The organism is Pantoea sp. FN0305, from assembly GCF_050113845.1.
GTDB classification, from domain to species: domain Bacteria; phylum Pseudomonadota; class Gammaproteobacteria; order Enterobacterales; family Enterobacteriaceae; genus Mixta; species Mixta alhagi.
In genome coordinates this window covers 422,523-446,251 of record NZ_JBNJSN010000003.1, presented here as the reverse complement: position 1 = coordinate 446,251, position 23,729 = coordinate 422,523, and the positions used below count along the sequence as shown (strand labels likewise).

General features: G+C 54.3%; 20 protein-coding genes. 9 read left to right on the top strand and 11 right to left on the bottom strand.

The window, feature by feature from the left end; genetic code table 11:
* The first annotated feature begins 562 nt into the window (after positions 1 to 562).
* Positions 563 to 1,966 (top strand): multidrug transporter subunit MdtD, encoded by a 1,404-nt coding sequence (gene mdtD / locus ACQE3Y_RS09060; protein WP_426973752.1) that lies wholly within the window; start codon positions 563 to 565, stop codon positions 1,964 to 1,966.
* On the opposite strand, the gene rbsR is transcribed toward mdtD, so the two are convergent.
* From rbsR to budA, 9 genes are all read right to left on the bottom strand, one after another.
* Entirely contained in the window at positions 1,963 to 2,964 is a 1,002-nt protein-coding gene (gene rbsR / locus ACQE3Y_RS09055; protein ID WP_237172462.1) for a ribose operon transcriptional repressor RbsR, read from the bottom strand. The genes mdtD and rbsR overlap by 4 nt on opposite strands.
* 5 nt (positions 2,965 to 2,969) lie before the next feature.
* A complete protein-coding gene (gene rbsK, locus ACQE3Y_RS09050; protein ID WP_426981465.1) occupies positions 2,970 to 3,899 on the bottom strand; it encodes a ribokinase in 930 nt (309 codons plus the stop codon).
* Between the two features lie 61 nt (positions 3,900 to 3,960).
* The gene (rbsB, locus tag ACQE3Y_RS09045; RefSeq protein ID WP_426973754.1) at positions 3,961 to 4,842 is read right to left on the bottom strand and encodes a ribose ABC transporter substrate-binding protein RbsB; all 882 of its coding nucleotides are present in this window, start codon (positions 4,840 to 4,842) and stop codon (positions 3,961 to 3,963) included.
* A gap of 23 nt (positions 4,843 to 4,865) precedes the next feature.
* Positions 4,866 to 5,837 (bottom strand): ribose ABC transporter permease, encoded by a 972-nt coding sequence (gene rbsC / locus ACQE3Y_RS09040; protein WP_085069212.1) that lies wholly within the window; start codon positions 5,835 to 5,837, stop codon positions 4,866 to 4,868.
* Positions 5,834 to 7,345, bottom strand: a complete 1,512-nt coding sequence (gene rbsA / locus ACQE3Y_RS09035; protein WP_426981464.1) for a ribose ABC transporter ATP-binding protein RbsA — start codon at positions 7,343 to 7,345, stop codon at positions 5,834 to 5,836. The genes rbsC and rbsA overlap by 4 nt, the downstream gene beginning before the upstream one ends.
* Before the next feature lie 7 nt (positions 7,346 to 7,352).
* Positions 7,353 to 7,772 carry a D-ribose pyranase gene (gene rbsD, locus ACQE3Y_RS09030; protein WP_426973756.1) on the bottom strand — a complete coding sequence of 140 codons (420 nt, stop codon included), beginning with the start codon at positions 7,770 to 7,772 and terminating at the stop codon, positions 7,353 to 7,355.
* Positions 7,773 to 7,940: 168 nt separating this feature from the next.
* Positions 7,941 to 8,714, bottom strand: coding sequence for a (S)-acetoin forming diacetyl reductase (locus ACQE3Y_RS09025; RefSeq protein WP_085069206.1), 774 nt, complete (start codon positions 8,712 to 8,714; stop codon positions 7,941 to 7,943).
* Positions 8,715 to 8,745: 31 nt separating this feature from the next.
* On the bottom strand, positions 8,746 to 10,422 hold the full coding sequence (gene alsS, locus ACQE3Y_RS09020; RefSeq protein WP_426973757.1) for an acetolactate synthase AlsS: 1,677 nt from the start codon (positions 10,420 to 10,422) through the stop codon (positions 8,746 to 8,748).
* A gap of 20 nt (positions 10,423 to 10,442) precedes the next feature.
* Positions 10,443 to 11,225 (bottom strand): acetolactate decarboxylase, encoded by a 783-nt coding sequence (budA, locus tag ACQE3Y_RS09015; protein ID WP_426981463.1) that lies wholly within the window; start codon positions 11,223 to 11,225, stop codon positions 10,443 to 10,445.
* 105 nt (positions 11,226 to 11,330) lie between these two features.
* Here budA and ACQE3Y_RS09010 point away from each other — a divergent pair, with 105 nt between their 5' ends.
* A complete protein-coding gene (locus ACQE3Y_RS09010) occupies positions 11,331 to 12,227 on the top strand; it encodes a LysR family transcriptional regulator (RefSeq protein ID WP_426973759.1) in 897 nt (298 codons plus the stop codon).
* On the opposite strand, the gene ACQE3Y_RS09005 is transcribed toward ACQE3Y_RS09010, so the two are convergent.
* Entirely contained in the window at positions 12,224 to 12,625 is a 402-nt protein-coding gene (locus tag ACQE3Y_RS09005; protein ID WP_426981462.1) for a YgiW/YdeI family stress tolerance OB fold protein, read from the bottom strand. The two genes, ACQE3Y_RS09010 and ACQE3Y_RS09005, sit on opposite strands and share 4 nt — an antisense overlap.
* A gap of 190 nt (positions 12,626 to 12,815) precedes the next feature.
* Here ACQE3Y_RS09005 and qseB point away from each other — a divergent pair, with 190 nt between their 5' ends.
* Together qseB and qseC are read left to right on the top strand one after the other, a co-directional pair.
* Positions 12,816 to 13,478, top strand: a complete 663-nt coding sequence (gene qseB, locus ACQE3Y_RS09000) for a quorum sensing response regulator transcription factor QseB (protein WP_426973761.1) — start codon at positions 12,816 to 12,818, stop codon at positions 13,476 to 13,478.
* Positions 13,475 to 14,824, top strand: a complete 1,350-nt coding sequence (qseC, locus tag ACQE3Y_RS08995; protein WP_426981461.1) for a quorum sensing histidine kinase QseC — start codon at positions 13,475 to 13,477, stop codon at positions 14,822 to 14,824. Before qseB ends, qseC begins: the two co-directional genes overlap by 4 nt.
* A gap of 260 nt (positions 14,825 to 15,084) precedes the next feature.
* Here the strand turns inward: qseC and kup are convergent, their stop codons facing one another.
* On the bottom strand, positions 15,085 to 16,953 hold the full coding sequence (gene kup / locus ACQE3Y_RS08990) for a low affinity potassium transporter Kup (protein WP_250651258.1): 1,869 nt from the start codon (positions 16,951 to 16,953) through the stop codon (positions 15,085 to 15,087).
* Positions 16,954 to 17,218: 265 nt separating this feature from the next.
* Here kup and ravA point away from each other — a divergent pair, with 265 nt between their 5' ends.
* The 5 genes from ravA (at position 17,219) to mnmG (ending at position 23,693) form a co-directional block, all read left to right on the top strand.
* The gene (gene ravA, locus ACQE3Y_RS08985; protein WP_426973763.1) at positions 17,219 to 18,715 is read left to right on the top strand and encodes an ATPase RavA; all 1,497 of its coding nucleotides are present in this window, start codon (positions 17,219 to 17,221) and stop codon (positions 18,713 to 18,715) included.
* On the top strand, positions 18,712 to 20,172 hold the full coding sequence (gene viaA, locus ACQE3Y_RS08980) for an ATPase RavA stimulator ViaA (protein ID WP_426981460.1): 1,461 nt from the start codon (positions 18,712 to 18,714) through the stop codon (positions 20,170 to 20,172). The genes ravA and viaA overlap by 4 nt, the downstream gene beginning before the upstream one ends.
* Before the next feature lie 130 nt (positions 20,173 to 20,302).
* The gene (gene asnC, locus ACQE3Y_RS08975) at positions 20,303 to 20,764 is read left to right on the top strand and encodes a transcriptional regulator AsnC (protein ID WP_085069191.1); all 462 of its coding nucleotides are present in this window, start codon (positions 20,303 to 20,305) and stop codon (positions 20,762 to 20,764) included.
* A gap of 155 nt (positions 20,765 to 20,919) precedes the next feature.
* Positions 20,920 to 21,360, top strand: a complete 441-nt coding sequence (gene mioC, locus ACQE3Y_RS08970) for an FMN-binding protein MioC (protein ID WP_426973765.1) — start codon at positions 20,920 to 20,922, stop codon at positions 21,358 to 21,360.
* A 443-nt stretch (positions 21,361 to 21,803) separates the two neighbouring features.
* Positions 21,804 to 23,693: a tRNA uridine-5-carboxymethylaminomethyl(34) synthesis enzyme MnmG gene (gene mnmG, locus ACQE3Y_RS08965; protein WP_250651262.1), complete on the top strand. Its 1,890-nt coding sequence runs from the start codon at positions 21,804 to 21,806 to the stop codon at positions 23,691 to 23,693.
* Positions 23,694 to 23,729: the final 36 nt, after the last annotated feature.

The following is a 23,729-nucleotide window of genomic DNA, read 5'->3' as shown; positions in this document are numbered from 1 at the left end:
GCCAGCGTTCAATCTGAGCCATGATCAAACTCTTCAATTTAAAAGTCTGATGCTCAAAGAAAAACGTCGTAATGAATTACGTGTTCACTCTGAGACTTGATACTGCAATAGTTTTTGCGATATCCCGTCCGTGAGTGCCCACACAGATTGTCTGATAAATTGTTAAAGAGCAGTGCGACCGGTACCTGATACCGTTGTCGCGAGGTGGCGTATATTACGCTTTCCTCTTTCAGAGTCAACTTCTTTTTCAGAAGTTTTTCTCCGGCGATTCATCTTACTGAACCGCCTGACCCGACGCTGCGTAAGCCGTTGTGCCGTGTCAGTGGAGGCGCATTATAGGGAGTTCTCTGAAGCTCGCAAGTGCTAATTTAAAAAAAACAGCCAAGCGTCTCTTTTTTAGCCAATAGCCTGAATAAACACCGCTAATTGTATATCTCGCAACCAGAACTCCGCGTTGTTTTGCCCGTTTTTGGCGAAGTGCCCAGCTTCGGCTGATGCTATTCTCTATTTCTCTGCCGATTTTGTTGTTGGCCACGTAAACAATAAAGAAGAAGGATGCTTAATGATCAAATCTGCGCGCAGTATGGCCGGGCTTCCCTGGATTGCTGCGATGGCTTTTTTCATGCAGTCACTGGACGCAACAATATTGAATACCGCTCTCCCGGCTATCGCCAACAGTCTCCAGCGTTCTCCACTTGCTATGCAGTCTGCGGTTATCAGCTATACCCTGACGGTGGCGATGTTGATTCCAGTCAGCGGCTGGCTGGCCGATCGCTACGGTACCCGTAAGGTTTTTATCGTTGCTGTCTCTCTTTTTACCTTTGGCTCTTTGATCTGCGCGCTTTCCGGCTCGCTCATGGTGCTGGTCATCTCGCGTATTATCCAGGGCGTTGGCGGAGCAATGATGATGCCAGTGGCACGCCTTGCTTTATTACGGGCCTATCCGCGCAGCGAGCTATTGCCGGTGCTGAACTTTGTTACCTTGCCCGGTCTGGTCGGTCCCGTGGTCGGCCCTATGCTTGGCGGCATTTTAGTTACCTATGCCTCCTGGCACTGGATCTTCCTGATAAACATCCCTATCGGCATTCTTGGTATTGTCTACGCACGCAAATATATGCCGGACTTTACAACGCCGCGTCGTCGCTTCGATTCGCTGGGCTTTATCCTGTTCGGTTTCGGCCTGGTGCTGCTTTCATGCGGCATTGAGTTATTCGGAGAGAAAATTGTCGCCAGTACCATTGCTGTTGCCGTTCTGCTGAGTGGTATCCTTTTACTGCTGCTTTATATAGCGCACGCGCGACGTCATCCCACCCCGCTAATTAGTCTGCCAATGTTTAAGACCCGCACGTTTTCAATCGGCATCCTGGGAAATGTCGCTTCCCGACTGGGCACCGGATGCGTTCCTTTTCTTATGCCGCTAATGCTGCAGGTGGGCTTTGGTTACTCAGCGATTATCGCAGGCTGTATGATGGCACCGACGGCGATTGGCTCTATGCTGGCGAAATCGACGGTAACCAGCGTGTTACGCAGGCTGGGCTATCGCACTACGCTGGTTGCCATTACCGCAATTATCGGCCTGTTTATTGCCAGCTTTGCATTGCAGTCACCGGGCGAACAGATTTACGTGTTGCTGTTGCCGCTGTTTCTGTTGGGGATGGCGATGTCAACGCAGTTTACCGCCATGAACACCATTACGCTGGCCGATCTTACCGATGAGAATGCCAGCAGCGGCAACAGTATGTTAGCGGTAACGCAGCAGCTGGCGATCGGTTTCGGCGTCGCGGTGAGCGCTGCGGTACTGCGCTTCTATGAGAACTTTGGCGGCACTACGGTTGAGCAGTTCCACTCGACGTTTCTGACCATGGGCGTGGTCACCGTTCTGTCGGCGCTGGTATTTATGCTGTTAAAACCAGGTGATGGCCGTCACCTGATTAGCGATCGTGAAAAGCGCCGTAAAAAGGCTTAACGTTGCGCGACTGACTGACGTTCAATCAACTCCGGCGTCAGCACCAGCCTTTGCTGACTGCCGCCGGGCGATTTGAGCCGATGAATTAACGTATCGATGGCCAGCTCGCCCAGTTCATCCTTTGGCTGATGAATTGTCGTTAACGGCGGCGTCATATAGCGCGCCAGTTCAATATCGTCATATCCCATCACCGCCATATCTTCAGGGACGCGTAACCCCGCCTGATAGAGCGCATGATACGCGCCAACGGCCATCGCATCATTGCTGGTGAATACCGCCTGCGGGCGTGATTTACACGCCAGCAATGCGTTCATGCCGTTGAAACCGCCCTGGAATTCAAAATCACCATTAATGACATACTCTGGCGGTAAAGGCAGGCCGGCTGCTGTCATCGCCTGTTTAAACCCTTCCAGCCGCAGCCGCGCCGGGGTTTTATCCAGCGGCCCGGCAATACAGGCGATACGCGTATAGCCGCGCGCAATAAGATAGTTGGCCGCCAGCTCACCGCCGAGCAGTGAATTATCCTGAATAATATCGCTGCCGCCGTCGAAGGGCGCCCAGTCCATCATTACCGAAGGAATGCCAGGGTAACGCGTCAGGATATCGGCAGAAGGCAGATGACTTTCGGTACACATGATGAGCAAACCATCAACACGCTTTTGCAGCAACGTTTCAAGGCTGCGATTCATGCGTTCTTCATCACCTTCGGTATTACATAACACCAAACTGTAGCCGCGTTCATAGCAGCTGTTTTCCACGCCACGCACCACTTCAGCATAAAAAGGGTTACTGCTGGCGGTAAGCAGCATACCAATGGTGTGGGTTTGGTTGATCTTCAGGCTGCGCGCCAGGGCCGAGGGCGCATAGTTTAGCTCGAGAATGGCCGCTTCAATTTTTTCTTTGATCGCTTCACTTACAAAGCGGCTGTTATTGATAACGTGCGAGACCGTTGAGGTCGAGACGCCCGCTAAACGGGCGACATCTTTCATGGTAGCCAATCCGCTTACCCCTGCTGCTGTAAAAAGCGGTCAATCTCTTCACGCCAGGGCACGGATGGCTGCGCGCCGGAACGCGTTACGGCAATCGCCGCCGCCGCATGGGCAAAGCGCACCGCTTGCGGCATCGGCTGCTGTTCCAGCAGTGCGGTAATCAACGCGCCGTTAAAGGTATCTCCGGCGGCAATGGTATCCACAGCCTGAACGCGAAAGCCTGGAATGCGCTGCTCTGCACCTTTTTCGCTAAGCCAGACGCCACGACTACCAAGCGTGATCAGCACTTGTGCGATGCCTTTTTCATGCAGCACGGCGGCGGCGCGGGCCGCATCCTCATCGCTTTTTATCGCAATGCCGGTCAGCATTTCCGCTTCGGTTTCATTTGGGGTGATCATATCCACCAGCCCCAACAGCTCATCCGGCAAAACAGTCGCCGGCGCAGGATTAAGGATCACGCGCGTCCCATGCTGCCGGGCAATTTTCGCCGCCGCCAGCACGCTTTCCAACGGTGACTCCAGCTGCATCAGTAATGCGGCAGCATCGGCAATGACCTGCTGATGTTGCGCCACAACCTCTGGCGTCAACGCAGCGTTCGCCCCGGCATGAATAGCAATGCTGTTTTCGCCCTCGCTGTTAACAAAGATAAGCGCTACGCCAGTCGTGGCGGCGTCAATCACAGAAACAGGAGAGGTATCGATGCGGTCAGCAGCTAACTGTTGACGAATACGTTCGCCAATATCATCAGCACCCACGCAGGCGATAAAAGCGATATCTGCGCCGCTGCGGCCAGCGGCCACCGCCTGATTTGCGCCTTTACCGCCAAAAGCAACCTGGTACTGTTTCCCGATCACCGTTTCACCGGGCCGCGGAAACTGTGACAAATTAAGAATATGATCGGCATTAATACTGCCAAGTACAGCGAGTTTAGCGGATTGCGTCATTCGGGGTTCATCCAGAAAAGTGCGCCACCTGAACGGTGGCGCGTTGCCATGCTTTTCTTTGTTATTTGGTGACCAGCTTCAGATCGACCGGATTGATAGCCTGTACTTTCTCGCCTTTTAACGCTTTATCAGCGATCTGTACGCCTACCTGACCAATTTTCTCCGGCATCTGCGCCACGGTCGCGGCCAGTTTGCCGCCTTCTACGGCTTTAACCCCATCATCGGTGCCGTCGAAGCCCACGACCACCACATCAGATTTACCGGCAGTTTGCAATGCTCGTAACGCACCCAGCGCCATTTCATCGTTTTGCGCGAACACTGCCTGCACTTGCGGATGCGCCGTCAGCAGGTTCTGCATAACGTTCAGGCCCTTGGTACGATCGAAGTCGGCAGGCTGGCTGGCCAGGATCTGGAATTTATGCGCATCGGCAGCCTGTTTGAAACCTTCACCACGTTCACGCGCGGCGGAAGTCCCGGCAATACCCTGCAGCTCGATAATTTTTGCGCCCTCACCCAGTTTCTTCGCGATAAAGTCACCGGCCATTTTCCCACCGAAGCGGTTATCTGACGCCACGTGACTAATCACTTTGCCCTGCGCCGCTACGCGGTCCAGGGTAATCACCGGAATATTGGCCTGGTTTGCCATTTTAACTGCATTTCCCACCGCATCTGAGTCGGTTGGGTTGATCAGCAGCAACCTGGTGCCGCGAACGGTCAGATCCTGAACGTTTGCCAGCTCTTTCGCCGGGTTATTTTGTGAATCCAGAACCACCAGATTGTAACCCAGCTTATCGGCTTCTTTCTGCGCGCCATCTTTCAGCGAGACAAAGAAGGGGTTATTCAGGGTTGAAACCACCAGCGCGATGGTATCTTTAGCCAGTGCATTGGCGCTAAGCGTAGCGCCAAGCAGTACTGCAATTGCCGTGAGTTTTTTCATTTTCATCTTTATATCCTTAGAGGTAAGCGCTATTTACTGCTTTTGTTATCCACCAGCACCGCCAGCAAAATCACCGCCGCTTTGACGATCATCTGATAGTAGGAAGAGACGCCCAACAGGTTAAGACCATTATTCAGGAAGCCAAGGATCAGCGCACCGATCAGCGTGCCCATAATGCGTCCTTTGCCGCCAGCCAGACTGGTTCCACCCAGCACAACCGCTGCGATGGCGTCCAGCTCATAGCCGGTGCCTGCGGTTGGCTGCGCCGAGGAGAGGCGAGCCACTTCAATGGTGCCCGCCAGCGCTGCCAGCATACCGCTTAGCGCATAGACGATCACTTTTACGCGATTAACATTGATCCCGGAGAGACGGGTTGCCGCTTCATTGCCGCCCAATGCATAGATGTAACGCCCCAGACGCGTATGGTGCAGCATGTACCAGGCTGCCAAAAACACCACCGCCATCAGCCATACCGGCGTCGGGATCCCCAGCGGACGACCAATACCGAACCAGCCAAACAGATCGGCATTCTCATTAAAGCCGGTATTCACCGGGCTGCCGTCGGTATAAACCATGGTCACGCCGCGCAGCAGCAACATCATTACCAGCGTGGCGATAAAGGCCTGCACTTTCCCCTTCGCCACTATGGTGCCGGTAACTGCGCCAATCGCTGCCCCCAGCCCCAGCGCAGCGGCCACGGCCAGCAGCGCATTAACTTCCAGCCCGACAAGTGATGCCGCTACCGCGCCGGTTAGCGCCAGCAGCGAGCCAACAGAAAGATCGATGCCGGAGGTCAGAATAACCAGCGTCATACCCACCGCCATAATGGCGTTTACCGAGGTCTGCTGCAGAATATTGAACAGGTTATTAACGGTAAAAAAGTTCGGGCTCTGGCTGGCAACGACGGCAATCAGCACGATCAGGGCAATCAGCGACTTTTGTTCCAGCAGCCAGGCCTTGCTGAACCAGCGGCGGCGGGCTGGTAAGGTTTGGGTACTCATAAATGTGCTAACTCCTCGCTGTGTTGCTTGCCTACGGCGGCAGCCATCAGGACTTCCTGCGTGGCCTGTTCAGTGGAAAACTCGCCGCTCAGGCGGCCTTCATGCATAACCAGAATGCGATCGCTCATCCCCAGCACTTCCGGCATTTCAGAAGAGATGAGAATGATGCTCAGCCCTTCCTCTTTAAACTGGTTGATCAGCTGATAAATCTCTTTCTTGGCACCAACATCCACGCCGCGCGTGGGCTCATCAAGGATCAGTACGTTGGGCCGCGTCATCAAACCGCGGGCAATGGCGACTTTCTGCTGATTACCGCCGGAAAGCAGGCCGATGGTCTGATCCATACCCGGCGTTTTGATATTAAACAGACGAATAAAATCGCTGACTGCCAGCTGTTCGGCGCTGTGCTTTAGCGCGCCGGCGCCGTTACTGAAATAGCTCAGCGCGGTCAGTGACATGTTCTCTTTCACCGACATACCCAGCACCAGGCCGTCGCGTTTACGATCTTCCGAAATATAAACGATGCCGTTAGCCAGGCCGTCCTGCGGCGTACGAACGTTAATTTCGCGCCCGTTTAACACTACTTTGCCGGCGCTACGCGGCAGCGCGCCGTACAGCATTTTCATCAGCTCGGTACGGCCAGCGCCCATGAGTCCGGACACCCCTAAGATTTCGCCTTTGCGCAGCGTAAAGCTGACATTATCAATACCCGGCCCGCTGAGGTTTTCTACCTGCAGGCGAATTTCACCTGGCGCTTTATCCAGCCGTGGATATTGATCTTCCAGCTTGCGTCCCACCATCATTTCAATCAGTGAGGCTTCTGTTAGCGTATCGACGCTGCGCTCGGCAATAAACTGACCGTCGCGGAAAACCGTGACGTCATCGCAAATTTCAAAAATTTCTTTCATGCGATGAGAGATATAAACAATGCCGCAGCCCTGCGCTTTGAGTTCGTTGATTACCCGAAACAGCGATACTGTTTCGGTATCGGTTAGCGCATCGGTGGGTTCATCCATCACGATCACTTTTGACTCGAAGCTGAGAACTTTAGCAATCTCAACCATTTGCTGGTCGCCGATAGAGAGGTCGCCCACCAGGCGATGACTGTTAAAGCGCAGATTAAGGCGTTTAAGCAACGCATCCGCTTCGGCGTGCATCTTTTTCCAGTCGATACGGCCAAAACCATTAACAAACTCGCGGCCCAGGAAAATGTTCTCGGCGATAGAGAGCTGTGGGATCAGGTTCAGCTCCTGATGGATAATGCCGATGCCTGCTTCCTGTGACGCTTTCGGCCCGCTGAAGTGCGTCTCTTCACCCAGCCACTGCAACGATCCGGCATCACGTTTATAGATACCGGTCAGCACTTTCATCATGGTGGATTTGCCCGCGCCGTTTTCGCCTACCAGCGCCATCACCCGGCCTGGATAAACGGAAAGCGCAGCGCCATTTAACGCCTTTACGCCCGGGAATGATTTTTCGATGCCTTTTAGTTGCAGTAGCGGTTGCATAGCAGCCTCAGAAGGTCACGCCGGCGGTCAGGATAATATTCGCGTAGGGCGTACATTCCCCACTGCGAATGACCGCCTGGCTCCGTTGCGTTAAAGTTTTGAATTGTTCATGAGGAACATAGGCGATAGTGATGTCATTGCCCTGCTGACGTTGCAGCACTTCCAGCAGCGCGATCAGTTCGTCGTGCAGCCTGGCGTTATGCGTACGGATCTCTTCAGCAATAATGGCGCTTTCCACCTGCATTTCGTGCGTAACAGCCTGCGCGACCTGTAAAAAGCTGGGAATGCCATGCGTTACCGCGAGATCGATCCGTTGCGGGCCAGCGGGAATGGGCAGTCCGGCATCGCCAATTGTCAGGCTGTCGGTGTGCCCAAGACGAGCGATAACCGTAGAAATTTCCGCGTTAAGTAAGGTGCCTTTTTTCATGATGCGCTCCTGAGCGAAACGTTTCGCCAAACCGGAGTTTCAGAAAAATCGGGGGTGTTGACAACAGAAAGGTAACAGAATTGTGATCGCTATCGAAACGTTTCGCTGGCGGGTGAGGAAATTTGATTTAGGTAAAGAAACGGGCCGGTTAAGGCCCGTTTCAGCGGATTAACTGAAGACCATACCACCATCAATAAGCAACGCCTGGCCGGTCATATAATCGGAATCCGGGCCTGCCAGGAACGCGACGCAGGCAGCAACATCTTCCGGTTCGGAAAGACGGCCCAGCGTGATGCGTTTAGCAAACTCAGCGGTGCCGTATCCCGGAGCCTGGCCTGCAGCAGCTGAAACCTGACGGTCAATTTCATCCCACATCGGCGTTTTTACAATGCCGGGACAATAGGCGTTTACGGTAATGCCCAGCGGCGCAAGATCGCGTGCGGCTGTCTGGGTCAGACCGCGTACGGCAAACTTGCTGGAGCTGTAAACGGCCAGCTCCGGGTTCCCTACGTGGCCCGCCTGCGAAGAGGCGTTGATAATTTTGCCGCCGTGCCCCAGCGCTTTAAAGGCTTTGACCGCCGCCTGAATGCCCCAAATCACCCCTTTCACGTTGATGTTGTAAACCTTATCGACGATTTCCGGCGTAATATCTTCAATCAGCGTGGTAGGCGCAACGCCCGCGTTATTGACGATTACATCAAATCCACCCAGCTGCTGCCGGGCCTGCTCAACTGCCGCAAATACCTGATCGCGATCGGAGACATCCGCCTGCAGCGCAATGGCTTTACCGCCCTGCCGCGTAATCTCCTCGGCAGCCTGACGTGCGGTTTCCGCATTGTAATCCACTACCGCGACGGCAAATCCATCTTTCGCCAGCCGCAGGGCAATGGCTTTACCGATGCCCTGACCGGAACCGGTCACTAATGCAACTTTGCTTTCCATAACTGCTCCTTGCTGAGTTGATAAAGGGGTATTACAGGATCTGGCTCAGATGCAGCTGCCCCATCAGTTTGGGGTTGTCGGCATAATCTACCGGCACCGCAACCACAGCAGGTCCCTGTACATCCATCGCCTGGCGCAATATTGGCTCCAGCTGATCGGCGCTTTCCACCGCGAATCCTGCTGCGCCAAAGGCTTCTGCGTAGGTTTTGAAATCGATCGGGCCGAACGTTACGCCGGAAAGACGCTGGTATTTTTGCTCTTCCTGAATCGCCACCATGTTGTAACCGTTATCGACCCAGATGATGTGCAACACGTTGGCGCCAAGGCGCACCGCCGTTTCCAGTTCCATGCTCGACTGCATAAAACCGCCATCGCCGGAGACCGATACCACTTTACGGCTCGGATCCACCAGCCACGCGCCAATCGCCCACGGCAGCGCAACGCCCATGGTCTGCTGACCGTTGGAGATCATGATCTGGCGGGCACGGAAGCTGTAAAGGTAACGGGCAATCCAGATATGGAAGCTGCCCATATCCACAGTCAACGTCACGTCGCTGTTAATGATGTCCTGCATCGCGCGCACAATACGCAGCGGATGCAGGGCAAACTGGTTCAGCTGGTGACCGCGCATCGCCAGCAGCTCACGCTGCTGCTGACGATCTTTCAGGATATCTGCGGATTCAGGGCTAAGATGCAGCGGCGCCTCAATACGTGCGGCCAGCTTATCCAGCGTGGCGGCGATATCACCAATCAGTTCGGCATCTGGCTGATAACAGTTGTCGGTTTCCGCAGGCAGTACATCTATATGCACCAGCTCGGCGTTACCGCTGTTCCATTTCGCAGGTTCATACTCCACCGGGCTGTAGCCGATAGTGATAATCAGATCTGCCTGCAGCAGCAGGCGATCGCCTGCCTGGTTATTAAACAGTCCCACACGACCGGCAAAGCGTGAGAAGTGCGATTGCGATACGGCACCGGCTGCCTGATAGGTGCTGGTGACCGGAATATGGCTGCGTTCCAGCAGACGATGCAGCGCTTTGGCATTTTTCGGCTGGCTGGCCATCAGGCCGAGCAGGATAATCGGGTTTTTCGCTTTCGCGATTTTATCAGCGACGTGGTTAATGGCGCAGTCTGGCGCAGAGCCAAGCAGCAGCTCGCCTGCTGGCGTCAGCACGTTACCGCGTACCGGTCCATCCACGATATCCTGCGGCAGGCTGATAAACGCGCCGCCAGGGCGACCCAGCTCCGCATAGCGAAAGGCGTTGGCAAGGATTTCACCCAGCGCATCCGGCGCGCCCACTTCTACCGCATATTTGGTGATCGGACGGAACATACCAACGGTATCCATGCTTTGATGCACCAGCTTGGCGCTATCCGCACGTTTTACCGCGCCGCCCAGCGCCACCACCGGATCGCCTTCAGAGGTTGCCGTCGCCATGCCGGTGATCAGGTTAGAGCAGCCGGGGCCGGAAGTAACCAGCGCCACGCCCGCTTTACCAGTTAAACGTCCTACCGCTGCGGCCATAAAAGCGGCGTTGGCTTCATGGCGAACCGGAATGGTTTGAATAGAGGAGTCCACCAGCGAGTCGAAAACTTTATCAACCTTAGCGCCGGGAATACCAAACACCTGTTTAACACTCTGCGCCTCCAGCTGGGCGACAACCAAATCGGCGCCGTGCGCCCATTCTTTCTGCATATCGCTTTTCATTTTTTCTCCTGTGGCGGGATTTAGCTTTCTACGGCGCGAATGGCGCTGTCGAGATCGTCCGGGTTGAGATTGGCCTGTAAGAAATCACGATCGTCCGGCAGATCCACTACCAGCTTGCTAATGGCACCGAAGGTCAGTACGCCAGACTCCAGGCTATAATCGAGCACATGGCCGCCGCCCTGACGGTCATCAGTAATGAAGTGTTCGTGATAGCCTGCTACGTTAATGCCCTGCATATACTGCGGCGTGCGGAAGCCGATCAATACGCCATCGCGCTGGTTAAAATGGAAGGTTGGCTGTTGTTCAATAGCCTCCATCATCGGTTTATAAGGACGATGCTGGCAGGGCACGGTACGCGTCTGAACCTGGTGAAAACGGCCATCAATGCGCAACGCACAAAACTGGTTATCGGATGCGATCTGCTGATTAATGATTTCATGCACCGCATCGCGATCGGCAACGCCACTAAAACGATGCTGATACTGCGGACGGAAAAAGGTCATTACGGCAAACGGCGTACGTTGATCGGGCTGGGCCGCATTGGCGCTGCCGTCGGCGCGGAGTTGATATACGTTGCTGTTAAAAGCGATCATCTCACCATCAAGGTGATTAAAGGTTCCCAGGCCGAAATCTCCTTTCTTCAGCAGATCGGCAATGGTTTTCGAACCTTCATAAACGCCGCTCAGCAGAGCGCTCATCAGCGAGGTCTGATAGATTACGCTTTCTGGTTGTTCTTCGCGCAGCGCACTGATGGTTTCAGCAAGCTGTTTCTCGCATGAACAATCAGTTACAGAATGTGACATGATTTTCCCCTCTGCACAAAAGGTTAACACTGTTTAACTATATGTTCGCGCGATTCAGTGGGAGAATCCAATACAGAAAGCCCTTCACTTTGAGACGTTTTAGATATGGAACTACGGTATCTTCGTTATTTCGTCGCCGTTGCGCAGACGCGTAACTTCACTCGCGCGGCTGAGATGCTGGGGATTTCTCAGCCGCCGTTAAGCCAGCAAATATTGCGTCTGGAGCGAGAGATAGGGACGCCGCTGCTAAAGCGGCTGACGCGAGGCGTGGAACTCACCGAGGCCGGGGAGGCGTTTTATCAGGATGCCTGTCAGATCCTTGATTTAACCGGACATGCGCTGGAAAAAGCGAAAGGCATTGCGCGGGGCGTTACGGGTAAGCTGTCGCTGGGTTTTGCCAGCTCGGTGGCCTTTCATCAGGATATTTTCCGCCTGCTACAGACTTTTCAACAACAGTTTCCCTCGGTAACGCTGTTGCCACGTGAGGCCAGTATGTCTTCACTGATGCAGGATCTTCAGGAGGGATTACTGGATGCCGCTTTTGTTCGCCTGCCCTGTGAAACCAGCAAGGCCTTTAACCTCAAGCTGATCGCCAGCGAAAAGATGCAAATTGTCCTGCATAACGCTCATCCGCTCAGCACAAAGCAGGAAATTTCGCTAAGTCAGCTCAGCGATACGCCAATAGTAATGTTTCCACGGGAGATAGCGCCCAGTCTGTATGAGTCGATTATCAGCGCCTGTGTACGGGCGGGCTTTCAGCCGCAAACCGGGCCGTATGCGCCGCAGCTCTCCTCGATTATCGGCATGGTTTCAGCCGGGTTTGGCTTTGCGCTGGTGCCGCAATCGCTCAGCTGCGTCGCAATGCCTGATATCAGCTTCCATCCCTGTCAGGAAGCGTCGCTGACCACCGATATTGCGCTGGCCTGGCGACGCTGGGATCGTTCGCCAACGTTGCAGCATTTGTTGGATACGCTAACGCAGCAGCTGAACGCTAATGCTTAACCCTGGATTTTACGTACCTGTTTAACTTCCAGCTGCGCATCGTTAAAGGCTTTATCCAGTTCGCCCTGTAGCTCAACTTTATCTCCAGGACTTACGCTCTGGCCTTTCCAGTCTGCTTCATCGATCTCCACTGAAAGTGTGCCGGTTGCATCCTGGAACAGATAGTCATCGTCGCTGAGGCGCTTAACAATATTGCCGCGTACGGTAATCCAGCTGTCATCCTTCATCTCTTTGGCTTCTTTTACCGTGACCACATTTTGTGGACCTTTAAAGCCGCCTTTCTGAGTCTGAGTCTGAGTTTTCGGTGCGTTCGGATCGACAAAACCACCGGTCTGCGCCGCCAGTGCCGGCATTGTGAACAGAGCGACAATCGCAACCATTGCAACATGCTGCTTCATTGAATTTCCCTCGTTTGTTAATGGCTCGGATAGATGCTTCTAAGTACAGCACAGGGTTCTTAACAGGATCTTAAGTGGCACCATTTTTTTATGCGTTTGTTATCTGGTCGCAACATTTGCCCCCTTCTTCTGTACAAGCGAAGCGTTTTTTCCGTATAACGGCGACAGTGAGAGAGATCGGGGAAACCCCATGCGTATTCTGTTAATTGAAGACGATCGTTTAATTGGTGATGGCATCAAAGCCGGGCTGGGCAAGCTGGGTTTTAGCGTTGACTGGATAATAGATGGCGAGCAGGGAATGGCGGCGCTGAAGTCAGCCACCTATGATGCCGTTGTGCTGGATCTCAGCCTGCCACAGCGCGACGGTATGGATATTTTGCGCAGCTGGCGTAGCCGCGGCGAAGATATTCCGGTACTGATTTTAACCGCGCGCGATGCGGTGGCGCAGCGAGTAGAAGGATTGCAGCAGGGCGCGGATGATTATCTCTGCAAGCCTTTTGCGCTGAGTGAGGTGGCGGCACGCCTGCAGGCGCTGATCCGTCGACGCCACGGCCAGCTACAGCCTACCTTAACCCACGGCGCGCTGACGCTGGATCCCGCTGCGCGTACCGTCACGCTGGATAATGTGCTGATCGAACTGAAACCGCGCGAGCTGGCGCTGCTGGAGCTGTTTATGCTCAATGCGGGACGGGTGCTGACGCGGGCGCAGCTGGAGGAGAAGCTTTACAGTTGGGATCAGGATGTTTCCAGTAACGCGGTAGAAGTACATATTCACCATCTGCGTAAAAAGCTGGGCAGCGCTGCTATTCGTACGGTGCATGGCGTGGGCTATACGCTGGGGGCAACGCCATGAAACAGATGAGCCTGCGTGCCCGGCTGATGAGCGGCTTTTTGCTGCTAACAGCGATCTGCTGGGGAGCGGCGAGCGTCAGCGCCTGGTTGCAGGCACGTCATACCATTAACGAGCTGTTTGATACGCAACAGATGCTGTTTGCTAAGCGGCTAATTACGCTTCATCCCACAGATCTGAGCCGTTCCGCCCTGCCGGATACAAAAAAGGTCTTGTCCGATCATCGTGGCCAACAGGAGGACGATGCATTGGCTTTCGCCATTTTTAATCGTGTGGGAAAGCGGGTGTTTGACGACGGCGACAAGGGTAAATATTTTCTTTTTGAGCCCAATTATCGCGGTTTTCGCGACGGTAAGCTGCGCGACGATAACGACCTCTGGCGCATGGTGTGGCTGAATACGCCCGATGGGCAGTATGTGGTGGTGGTGGGTCAGGAGTGGGAATATCGTGATGAAATGGCCGGCGCGGTGGTACGCAGCACGCTGCTGCCATGGCTGTTTGCGTTGCCGCTGATGCTTATCCTGCTGCTATGGCTGCTGCAACGCGAGCTGGCACCGTTAAAACAGATTGCCCACCAGCTTCAGCGCCGCTCACCGGATGATGCCGCCGCCCTTAGCGCAACCAGGCTGCCGTCTGAAGTGAAGCCCATGGTCGATGCGCTGAACGATCTGTTTTCACGGATTCATCAGATGCTGCAACGCGAACGGCGTTTTACCTCTGATGCTGCCCATGAGCTACGCAGCCCGCTGGCGGCGCTGAAGGTACAAAGCGAAGTGGTACAGCTGGCGCATGACGATGCTGAAATGCGTCAACATGCGCTGATTAATCTGGATGCCGGGATCGATCGCGCAACGCGGCTGGTGGATCAGCTGCTAACGCTCTCTCGCCTGGATGCGCAGCGGTCGCTGGTGGAAAGTGAAACCGTTGATCTGGCGCAGCTAATGCAGCGAGCGATTGTAGAGCAGGATGCCGTCGCGCAGCGAGCCGGCATTACCCTGCGGCTGGAAAACCAGGCGGGCGACGCGATCCATTGTCAGGGTCATGCGCTGCTGCTCTCGCTGCTGCTGCGTAATCTACTGGATAATGCCATCCGTTACGGACGTCGCGGCGGCACGGTGACGCTGACGCTGCGTCAACAACAGCTGGAGATTAGCGACGACGGGCCTGGCGTCAGTGAAGAGGCGCTACAGCGCATCGGCGAACGTTTTTACCGTCCGCCAGGGCAGGAGAAATCAGGCAGCGGGCTGGGGTTATCGATCGTGCAGCATATCGCCGCGATACATGGCATGCAGATGCGGCTGGCGAGTCGACCACAAGGCGGCTTCAGCGTGACGTTCGATCTGCCGTAAGAAAAATATGGATGTCTTTATGGATGATATTAAATAGCCATAAAAAATCGATGTACCACATTTTCAGACCACGCGGAAATGCAAAGCGCGGGGAGTTCAGGCAGAAGAGTAAAGCGTCCCGCGCCATGGACGGCGCGGGCCGAGCTGTCAGGGATGACGCTTTTTACGTCTTTACGATCGGCCTGAACTCCTTCGCGCAGGCACGTTTTTCACCTATTTATTTACCCAAAAGCCGTCGTAACCGCCCTCAGATTATCGCGCTAGATTTCTACCTGCGTGCCCAGCTCAATCACCCGATTCGGCGGGATCTCAAACTGATCGGGCGCGCGCAGCGCGTTACGCTGCAGCGCCAGGAACAGCTTGCCGCGCAGATGCAGATACCAGGGACGTTTGCCGATGATCAGCGATTCGTGTGACATAAAGAAGGAGGTTTCTGTCATACGACAGTTAAGTCCTTCCAGACCACAGCGATGGAAAATCTCTTCCATATTGGGCGTTTCCCGCCAGCCATAGCTGCCTACGACGCGCCAGAAGGTCGGCGAAAGCTGCTCAATGGTCACACGGCGAATATTATGTACGTAAGGCGCATCTTCGGTACGCAGCGTCAGCAGCACCACGCGTTCATGCAGCACCTTGTTATGTTTCAGGTTATGCAGCAGTGCAAAGGGAATAACATTCAGCGCGCGCGACATATAAACCGCAGTGCCCGGCACACGCACTGGCGGCGATTTCTCCAGCGAGGCAATCATCGCTTCAAGGGAGTTGCCGTGCTCATGCATGCGGCGCAGCAACCGGAAACGTTCGCTTTTCCAGGTGGTCATGATGACAAACATCGCCAGCCCCAGACAGAGCGGCAGCCAGCCGCCGGAAAAAACTTTAATCAGGTTGGCCGAGAAAAGCGGAATATCAATACACAACAGCCCTAACAGGATTGCTCCCACCAACAGACGGTTCCAGTGCCAGTTTTTAACCGCCACCGTACAGACCAGAATCGACGTCAGGATCATGGTTCCGGTCACGGCGATACCGTAAGCCGCCGCCAGATTGCTGGAGTGTTCGAAGCTGATAATCACAATCAGCACCGCATAGTAGAGCAGCCAGTTAATCACCGGGATATAGATCTGGCCGGACTCCTCTTCTGAAGTATGAATAATGCGCATCGGCGGCAGATAACCCAGACGTACCGCCTGACGCGTCAGAGAAAACACGCCAGAGATCACCGCCTGTGAGGCGATAACCGTGGCTAATGTAGCGAGAATCAACATGGGAATCAGCGCCCAGTCCGGCGCCAGCAGGAAAAAGGGGTTTTTAATCGCTTCCGGATGCTCCAGCAGCAGCGCGCCCTGACCAAAATAGTTCAGCACCAGTGAAGGAAGAACAACGCTAAACCAGGCCAGACGAATCGGTATTTTACCGAAGTGTCCCATATCCGCATACAGAGCTTCCACGCCGGTTATCGACAGCACCACCGCGCCCAGCGCAAAGAAAGAGACCTGTTTATATTCAAGAAAGAAATGCACCGCCCAGCTGGGGTTCAGCGCCTGCAGCACTTCCGGGTTATGAAAAATGCTGCGCGCGCCCAGCACCGCCAGTACGCCAAACCACAGCAGCATTACCGGAGCAAACAGCTTGCCGACCATGCCGGTGCCATGCTTCTGAATAATAAACAGCAGCGTCAGCACGGTAATCGACAGCGGCACAATATAGGCATCCAGCGAAGGCGCTGCGATTTCAAGACCCTCAATGGCCGACATCACTGAAATAGCAGGCGTAATTACGACTTCGCCATAAAAAAAACTGCCGCCAATCAGCCCCATAATGACCAGCACGGCGGTCGCGCGTCCGCCGGTATTGCGGCCTGCCAGCGACATCAGCGTGAGTATTCCCCCCTCTCCGGCATTGTCGGCACGCATGACATAGCTAATATATTTCAGCGACACCACCAGAATCAGCAACCAGAAAATCAGCGATAAAAAGCCAAATACGGCTCCTCGCTCTACGCCAAAGCCAAACTGCCCGGACAGGCACTCGCGTAGGGTGTAAAGCGGACTGGTGCCAATATCCCCGTAAACCACACCTATTGCCGCCAGCGTTACTGCGGCGAGAGGCTGCTTCTTATCAGAGCTCATAATGTCATCTTTTGTTGGAGCGAAGTAACGCATCTCTGCGCACGGCTCAAGCCATCAAAAAGCGCACAGTATGCCTAATTTTCTGCAAAAACCCACCCCTGAGTCTGGGCAGCTTTTGACATCTTTAAGCACTAAAAGCGCCGCTTCACCGTTTCACGATAAAAAAGCTGACGACTATCAACGCATTCAAGCATGATAGTCAGTAGTGTTTGCGCTCGCTAATCGGGTATTGCGTGTGCAGTAGTAACAGGATAATTGACTGATTATGGCTCAACCACATTTACTGGCCGAAAGAATTTCTCGTCTCAGCAATGCGTTAGAAAAAGGCTTATATGAACGTCATCATGCTATTCGCCTTTGTTTGCTGGCGGCACTTAGCGGAGAAAGCGTTTTTTTACTTGGTCCGCCTGGCATTGCCAAAAGTTTGATTGCCCGCCGCCTGAAATTCGCTTTCCAACATGCGCGCGCGTTTGAATATTTGATGACGCGTTTCTCCACGCCGGAAGAGGTGTTCGGCCCGCTTTCCATTCAGGCGCTGAAAGATGAAGGCCGTTATCAACGGCTTACCAAAGGTTACCTTCCCGATGCGGAAATCGTTTTTCTGGATGAGATTTGGAAAGCGGGCCCTGCAATCCTTAACACGCTGCTGACCGCTATCAATGAACGACGCTTCCGTAACGGCGATGGCGAAGAAACGATACCCATGCGGCTGTTGGTCACCGCCTCCAACGAACTGCCTGAAGCAAACAGCGGGCTGGAAGCGCTCTATGACCGAATGCTGATACGTCTGTGGCTGGATAACGTCCATGAAAAGCAAAATTTCCGGAATATGTTAATCCACCAGCAGGATGAAAACGCGAATCCTGTAGACAGCACGCTGTGCATTAGTGATGAAGAGTATCAGCAGTGGCAGGCCAGTATCATGCAGATGGCACTGCCGGAGCCGGTATTCGAACTGATTTATCAACTGCGTCAGCGGCTGGAAGCGTTACCGGATGCGCCTTATATCTCTGACAGACGCTGGAAAAAAGCGATCCATTTGCTGCAGGCCAGCGCCTTTTTCAGCGGCCGCCAGGCTATCGCGCCGGTGGATCTGATCCTGTTAAAAGATTGCCTGTGGCACGATCTCTCCTCAATGACGCTATTGGATCGCGAAATCGACACGTTAATGACGCAGCAGGCCTGGCAGCAGCAGTCGATGCTTATTCAGCTACAGCGCATTAAAGCGCGTCATCTGACGCTGGCGCAGCAGCAAAGCCTTGATCGGGCAATTCAACTCAAGAAGCATGGCGGGAGATTTAGCCGCAAAGCGCACTATGAACTCCCTGCTTCGCTTACCGCAGAGATACTGACGTTAATGTTGCAGCAGCCGCTGGTCCTGCATGAGATGCAGGTTACTCATGTGACCATTGCCCACGATGCCCTGCAACAGTGGCTGCAAAAAGGGGGCGAGGTGCGCGGTAAACTGAACGGCATCGGTTTCGCCCAGACGCTGGATTTGCAGGTAGACAGCAGCGATTGCCTGGTGCTGCGCGACGTCAGCCTGCAATCGTCCCGGCTGGCGTTGCCCGGAGACCTCGATCATGCGGCGCTACCGGCGGAAATCAGCGAGGCGCTGGACGCGCTGGAAGAGCAGCTGCGTAACCAACGCGCTCTCTTTACTCAGCATCAGCGCTGTCTGTTTATCAGCGACGACTGGCTGGCCCGTATTGAAAATAGCCTGCAGGATGTGGCTGAACAGCTAAAACAAGCCAGACGATGATCTCTCTGGATACGCTCAACGCGCTGCTGTCGATTAGCGAAGGAGACCTGATCGAAGATCTGGTGATTGTGCTAATGGCTTCGCCGCAGCTGGTACTGTTTTTTGAAAGCTTTCCCGGCATGAAGCAGGCGCTGATGCGTGAAATGCCAGGCCGCAGAGCGGAAATCATCGCGCATTTAAAGGCAGCGCCGGTGCCTGCTACACTGAATCAGGAGTTTAAACTGTTTCAGCACTATCAAACACTTGACCCACCGCATTTTAATGCCGCATTGCCTACTTTGCTCAACGACCTCGAAAAACTGGCTTCGCCTTTTGCGGAACAGGCCCGAATGCTGGCGGACAACAGCGATCGCCAGCGGTTAAGCCCGGCGCAGCACATGCTGTTTCTTCAGCGCTGGCGACTCAGTCTGACGCTGCAAACCATGACGCTGAATGAGCAGCTGTTAGAGGAACAGCGGGAAGCGCTGCTGGCTGAACTGCAGCAACGTATGGCCCTTAGCGGGCAGCTGGCGCCGTTACTGTCAGAAAACCAGGAGTCCTGCGCAGGCCGTCTGTGGGATATGAGCGCCGCGCCGTTACAGCACCACGATTATCAGCGGCTGGTGGAATATGGCGAGTTCCTGGCCGGGCAGCCAGAGCTGATGAAGCTGGCGCAGCAACTGGGCCGCAGTCGCGCCGCAAAAGCGGTTCCGGCACAAGAGGCACCGCCGGAAGCGCTGCGTCAGCAGATGCGCGAGCCTGCCAGCGTGCCGGAGGAGGTTAACGGGCTGCATCAGAGCGAAGATGTGCTGCGGCTGCTGCCTGCCGAACTGGCAACGCTGGGGATCAGCGAGCTGGAGCTGGAATTTTACCGGCGCCTGGTTGAGAAACGTCTGCTGACCTATCGCCTGCAGGGTGAAAGCTGGCATGAAAAAGTAACCCAGCGCCCGGTTAAACATCAGCAACAGGAAATATGTCCGCGCGGTCCCTTTATTGTCTGCGTAGATACCTCCGGCTCAATGGGCGGCTTTAATGAACGCTGCGCAAAAGCGTTCTGTCTGGCCCTGCTCAAAGTGGCGCTGGCTGACAAACGTCGCTGCTATATCATGCTGTTTGCGCATGAGGTGGTGGGCTATGAACTAACGGCGGAAGATGGTATCGCTCAGGCGATTCGCTTCCTTAACCAGCGCTTTCGCGGCGGTACCGATCTCGCCGCCTGTCTGGAGGCGGTGCTGCAACGTTTGCAGGGAGAAGCGTGGCGAGAAGCGGATGCGGTGATCCTGTCTGATTTTATTGCCCAGCGGCTGCCGGATGGGCTGATCAAAACGATCAAACATCACCAACAGCAGCATCAGCAGCGCTTTCATGCCGTCGCCCTGTCGGCACACGGTAAGCCAGGCATTCTGCGTATTTTCGATTATATCTGGCGCTTCGATACCGGTCTGAAGCAGCGCCTGCTGCGTCGCTGGAAGCGTTAGCGTCACCGGTAGATTGCCTTTGCTTTCCTCGTCGGCAACGGTAGGATGCCTCATGTCAGTCGGGCAACTTTTTGTTCGGCTCAGCGAATTATTCTTCTCTTTAATACTTAACCAACCGTGGAGCCTAACCGTGGCAGAAACGCTACAACTCGACAATTTGGATCGCGGTATCCTTAATGCGCTGCTGGACAATGCCCGTACCGCTTATGCCGAACTGGCCAAACAGTTCAATGTCAGTCCCGGCACGATTCATGTACGGGTGGAGAAAATGCGTCAGGCCGGCATTATCAAAGGCACACGGGTAGAGATCGACCCCAAACGGCTGGGCTATGACGTCTGCTGCTTTATCGGCATCATTTTAAAAAGCGCCCGCGATTATCCGGCGGCGCTGGCCAAACTGGAAGCGCTGGATGAAGTGGTGGAGGCCTGGTATACCACGGGTCACTACAGCATCTTTATTAAAGTGATGTGCCGATCTATCGATGCCCTGCAGTTAGTGCTTATCAACAAGATCCAGACCATTGACGAAATCCAGTCTACCGAGACGCTGATCTCCTTACAGAACCCGATCATGCGCACCATCAAGCCCTGATCTGTGCATAAACTTATCCCGATCGTGGAACCGCGCCGGACAGGCGGATCCACGCATTAACCCACATTAATCTTCCTGTTTTCCACAGGTAGATCCCAACCTGATCACAGCGTACAATGCTCGCTCTCGATGACAGCGCGTTGCAGGATCGCACCATGGCAGATATCACTCTTATTAGCGGCAGCACTCTTGGCAGTGCGGAATATGTTGCTGAACATCTGGCTGACAAGCTGGAAGAAGCGGGCTTTTCAACCGAGACGCTGCACGGCCCGGCGCTGGACGAACTTTCATTGCAGGGGCTGTGGCTGATTGTCAGTTCCACTCATGGCGCAGGCGAATTACCCGATAATTTGCAGCCTTTATATGAAGCGCTGGAACAGCAGCGCCCGGATCTCTCCGGCTTGCGCTTTGGCGCAGTGGGCATTGGCAACCGCGAATACGATCTTTTTTGCGGTGCGATCAAGCAGTTTGAGCAGTTGATCGTTAGCCTGGGGGCAAAACGCATCGGCGAACGACTGGAAATTAATGTCCTGGAACATGAGATCCCGGAAGATCCGGCAGAGGTTTGGTTAGAGAACTGGCGCTCACTCCTGTAAAAGGCACGATCAAAGCTGGGATCTCCGCCCTTTTTTCGGTCGATCCCCAGTTTTTTCCACTCTTTTTATCCCAGGATCCTTCAGCAAACTGTGGATAACTAGGCTTGAAAGGGTCTGATAACCGGTAGTTATCCAAGGTATAACCAGTGTTGCTTTTTTGCTCTGTGTATAACTCGCCATTTAGATCCCAGCTTATACGGATCAGGATCACCGATCATTCACAGCAAACGATCCTTATCAACTCATTGATCTGACTCTCAAAGCAGACCTTATCCACAGAAAACGGCGATCCTAATAAGAGATCTAACAAAGAGATCCTTTAAAGAATAAAGATCTTCTATTAAATACCCTGCGATCCCGACGCTTTCGTCACGCTATGAATTTGAGTAGAATCCACGGCCCAGGGCAATGATCCCTGATCGAACACTAACGAGGTATTTCCCATGTTTTATCCCGATCCTTTTGACGTCATCGTCATTGGCGGTGGTCATGCAGGCACTGAAGCCGCTATGGCTGCGGCCCGGATGGGTCAACAAACGCTGCTGTTAACCCATAACATCGATACGCTGGGGCAAATGTCCTGTAATCCGGCGATCGGCGGCATCGGAAAGGGACATCTGGTGAAAGAAGTGGATGCGATGGGCGGCCTGATGGCCAGCGCGATCGATCGTGCCGGCATCCAGTTTAGGATACTAAACGCCAGCAAAGGACCCGCTGTCCGCGCCACTCGCGCTCAGGCTGACCGGGTACTTTATCGTCAGGCAGTACGCACTGCGCTGGAGAATCAGCCCAATCTGATGATCTTCCAGCAGGCGGTAGAGGATCTGATCGTAGAAAACGATCGGGTGGTTGGCGCCGTTACCCAGATGGGACTTAAATTCCGCGCTCGTGCCGTTGTATTGACGGTCGGAACTTTTCTCGACGGAAAAATTCATATCGGCCTTGATAACTACAGCGGCGGTCGTGCAGGCGATCCACCGTCTATTCCGCTGGCGCGACGCCTGCGTGAATTGCCGCTACGCGTCAGTCGTCTGAAAACCGGTACGCCGCCGCGCATTGATGCCCGCACTATCGATTTCAGCGTACTGGCTCCGCAGTATGGCGACGATCCAATGCCGGTTTTCTCGTTTATGGGCGATGCTTCGCAGCATCCGCAGCAGGTTCCCTGCTACATCACCCATACCAATGAGCAAACGCATGAGGTGATCCGCAATAACCTCGATCGTAGCCCAATGTATGCTGGCGTAATCGAAGGGATCGGTCCGCGATACTGCCCGTCGATCGAAGATAAAGTGATGCGCTTTGCCGATCGCAACGCTCATCAGATCTTCCTTGAGCCGGAAGGATTGACCAGCAACGAAATTTATCCGAACGGAATTTCCACCAGCCTGCCGTTTGACGTACAGATGCAAATCGTGCGCTCAATGAAGGGCATGGAAAATGCGAAGATTGTGCGTCCGGGCTATGCGATTGAGTACGACTTCTTCGATCCGCGCGACTTAAAACCGACGCTGGAAAGCAAATTCATTCAGGGCCTGTTTTTTGCCGGTCAGATCAACGGCACCACCGGTTACGAAGAAGCTGCTGCACAGGGCATGCTGGCAGGTTTGAACGCCGGTCGCCTTTCTGCCGAGAAAGAGACCTGGGCTCCGCGTCGCGATCAGGCCTACCTTGGCGTACTGGTTGACGATCTGTGCACCCTGGGCACCAAAGAGCCGTACCGTATGTTTACGTCACGTGCCGAGTATCGTTTGATGCTGCGCGAAGACAACGCCGATCTGCGTCTCACGGAAACCGCTCGTGAATTGGGACTGGTTGATGACGCCCGCTGGGCACGCTTCAATCAAAAGCTGGAAAGCATTGAACTGGAACGCCAGCGTCTGCGTGATATTCATGTTCATCCTAAATCTGCTGATGTTGAGCAGGTAAATGCAGCACTGAATACGCCGCTGACCAAAGAGGCGAGCGGAGAAGATCTGCTGCGTCGCCCTGAGATGACCTATCAGCGCCTGATGGAGCTGGAAGGCTTTGGCCCGGCGCTGGCCGATCCGCAGGCGGCCGAACAGGTTGAGATCCAGGTTAAGTATGAAGGTTATATTGCCCGCCAGCAGGAAGAGATAGATCGCCAGCAGCGCAATGAAAACACGCTGTTGCCGGTGGATCTGGATTATCGCAACGTCAACGGACTGTCGAATGAAGTGATCGCCAAACTAAACGATCATAAACCCGGCTCGATTGGACAGGCGTCACGTATCTCCGGTATCACCCCGGCAGCCATCTCTATTTTGCTTATTTATCTGAAAAAACAGGGCTTGCTGCGTAAAAGCGCCTGATAATAAGGCGGGAAACCGCCTTATTTTTTCATCGGC

What these genes read in the sequence shown, in the direction of transcription:
- mdtD (WP_426973752.1), top strand. Translation starts at nt 563, where the DNA reads ATGATCAAATCTGCGCGCAGTATGGCCGGGCTTCCCTGGATTGCTGCG.
- rbsK (WP_426981465.1), bottom strand. Translation starts at nt 3,899, where the DNA reads ATGACGCAATCCGCTAAACTCGCTGTACTTGGCAGTATTAATGCCGAT.
- rbsB (WP_426973754.1), bottom strand. Translation starts at nt 4,842, where the DNA reads ATGAAAATGAAAAAACTCACGGCAATTGCAGTACTGCTTGGCGCTACG.
- rbsC (WP_085069212.1), bottom strand. Translation starts at nt 5,837, where the DNA reads ATGAGTACCCAAACCTTACCAGCCCGCCGCCGCTGGTTCAGCAAGGCC.
- rbsA (WP_426981464.1), bottom strand. Translation starts at nt 7,345, where the DNA reads ATGCAACCGCTACTGCAACTAAAAGGCATCGAAAAATCATTCCCGGGC.
- rbsD (WP_426973756.1), bottom strand. Translation starts at nt 7,772, where the DNA reads ATGAAAAAAGGCACCTTACTTAACGCGGAAATTTCTACGGTTATCGCT.
- ACQE3Y_RS09025 (WP_085069206.1), bottom strand. Translation starts at nt 8,714, where the DNA reads ATGGAAAGCAAAGTTGCATTAGTGACCGGTTCCGGTCAGGGCATCGGT.
- alsS (WP_426973757.1), bottom strand. Translation starts at nt 10,422, where the DNA reads ATGAAAAGCGATATGCAGAAAGAATGGGCGCACGGCGCCGATTTGGTT.
- budA (WP_426981463.1), bottom strand. Translation starts at nt 11,225, where the DNA reads ATGTCACATTCTGTAACTGATTGTTCATGCGAGAAACAGCTTGCTGAA.
- ACQE3Y_RS09010 (WP_426973759.1), top strand. Translation starts at nt 11,331, where the DNA reads ATGGAACTACGGTATCTTCGTTATTTCGTCGCCGTTGCGCAGACGCGT.
- ACQE3Y_RS09005 (WP_426981462.1), bottom strand. Translation starts at nt 12,625, where the DNA reads ATGAAGCAGCATGTTGCAATGGTTGCGATTGTCGCTCTGTTCACAATG.
- qseB (WP_426973761.1), top strand. Translation starts at nt 12,816, where the DNA reads ATGCGTATTCTGTTAATTGAAGACGATCGTTTAATTGGTGATGGCATC.
- qseC (WP_426981461.1), top strand. Translation starts at nt 13,475, where the DNA reads ATGAAACAGATGAGCCTGCGTGCCCGGCTGATGAGCGGCTTTTTGCTG.
- kup (WP_250651258.1), bottom strand. Translation starts at nt 16,953, where the DNA reads ATGAGCTCTGATAAGAAGCAGCCTCTCGCCGCAGTAACGCTGGCGGCA.
- ravA (WP_426973763.1), top strand. Translation starts at nt 17,219, where the DNA reads ATGGCTCAACCACATTTACTGGCCGAAAGAATTTCTCGTCTCAGCAAT.
- viaA (WP_426981460.1), top strand. Translation starts at nt 18,712, where the DNA reads ATGATCTCTCTGGATACGCTCAACGCGCTGCTGTCGATTAGCGAAGGA.
- mioC (WP_426973765.1), top strand. Translation starts at nt 20,920, where the DNA reads ATGGCAGATATCACTCTTATTAGCGGCAGCACTCTTGGCAGTGCGGAA.
- mnmG (WP_250651262.1), top strand. Translation starts at nt 21,804, where the DNA reads ATGTTTTATCCCGATCCTTTTGACGTCATCGTCATTGGCGGTGGTCAT.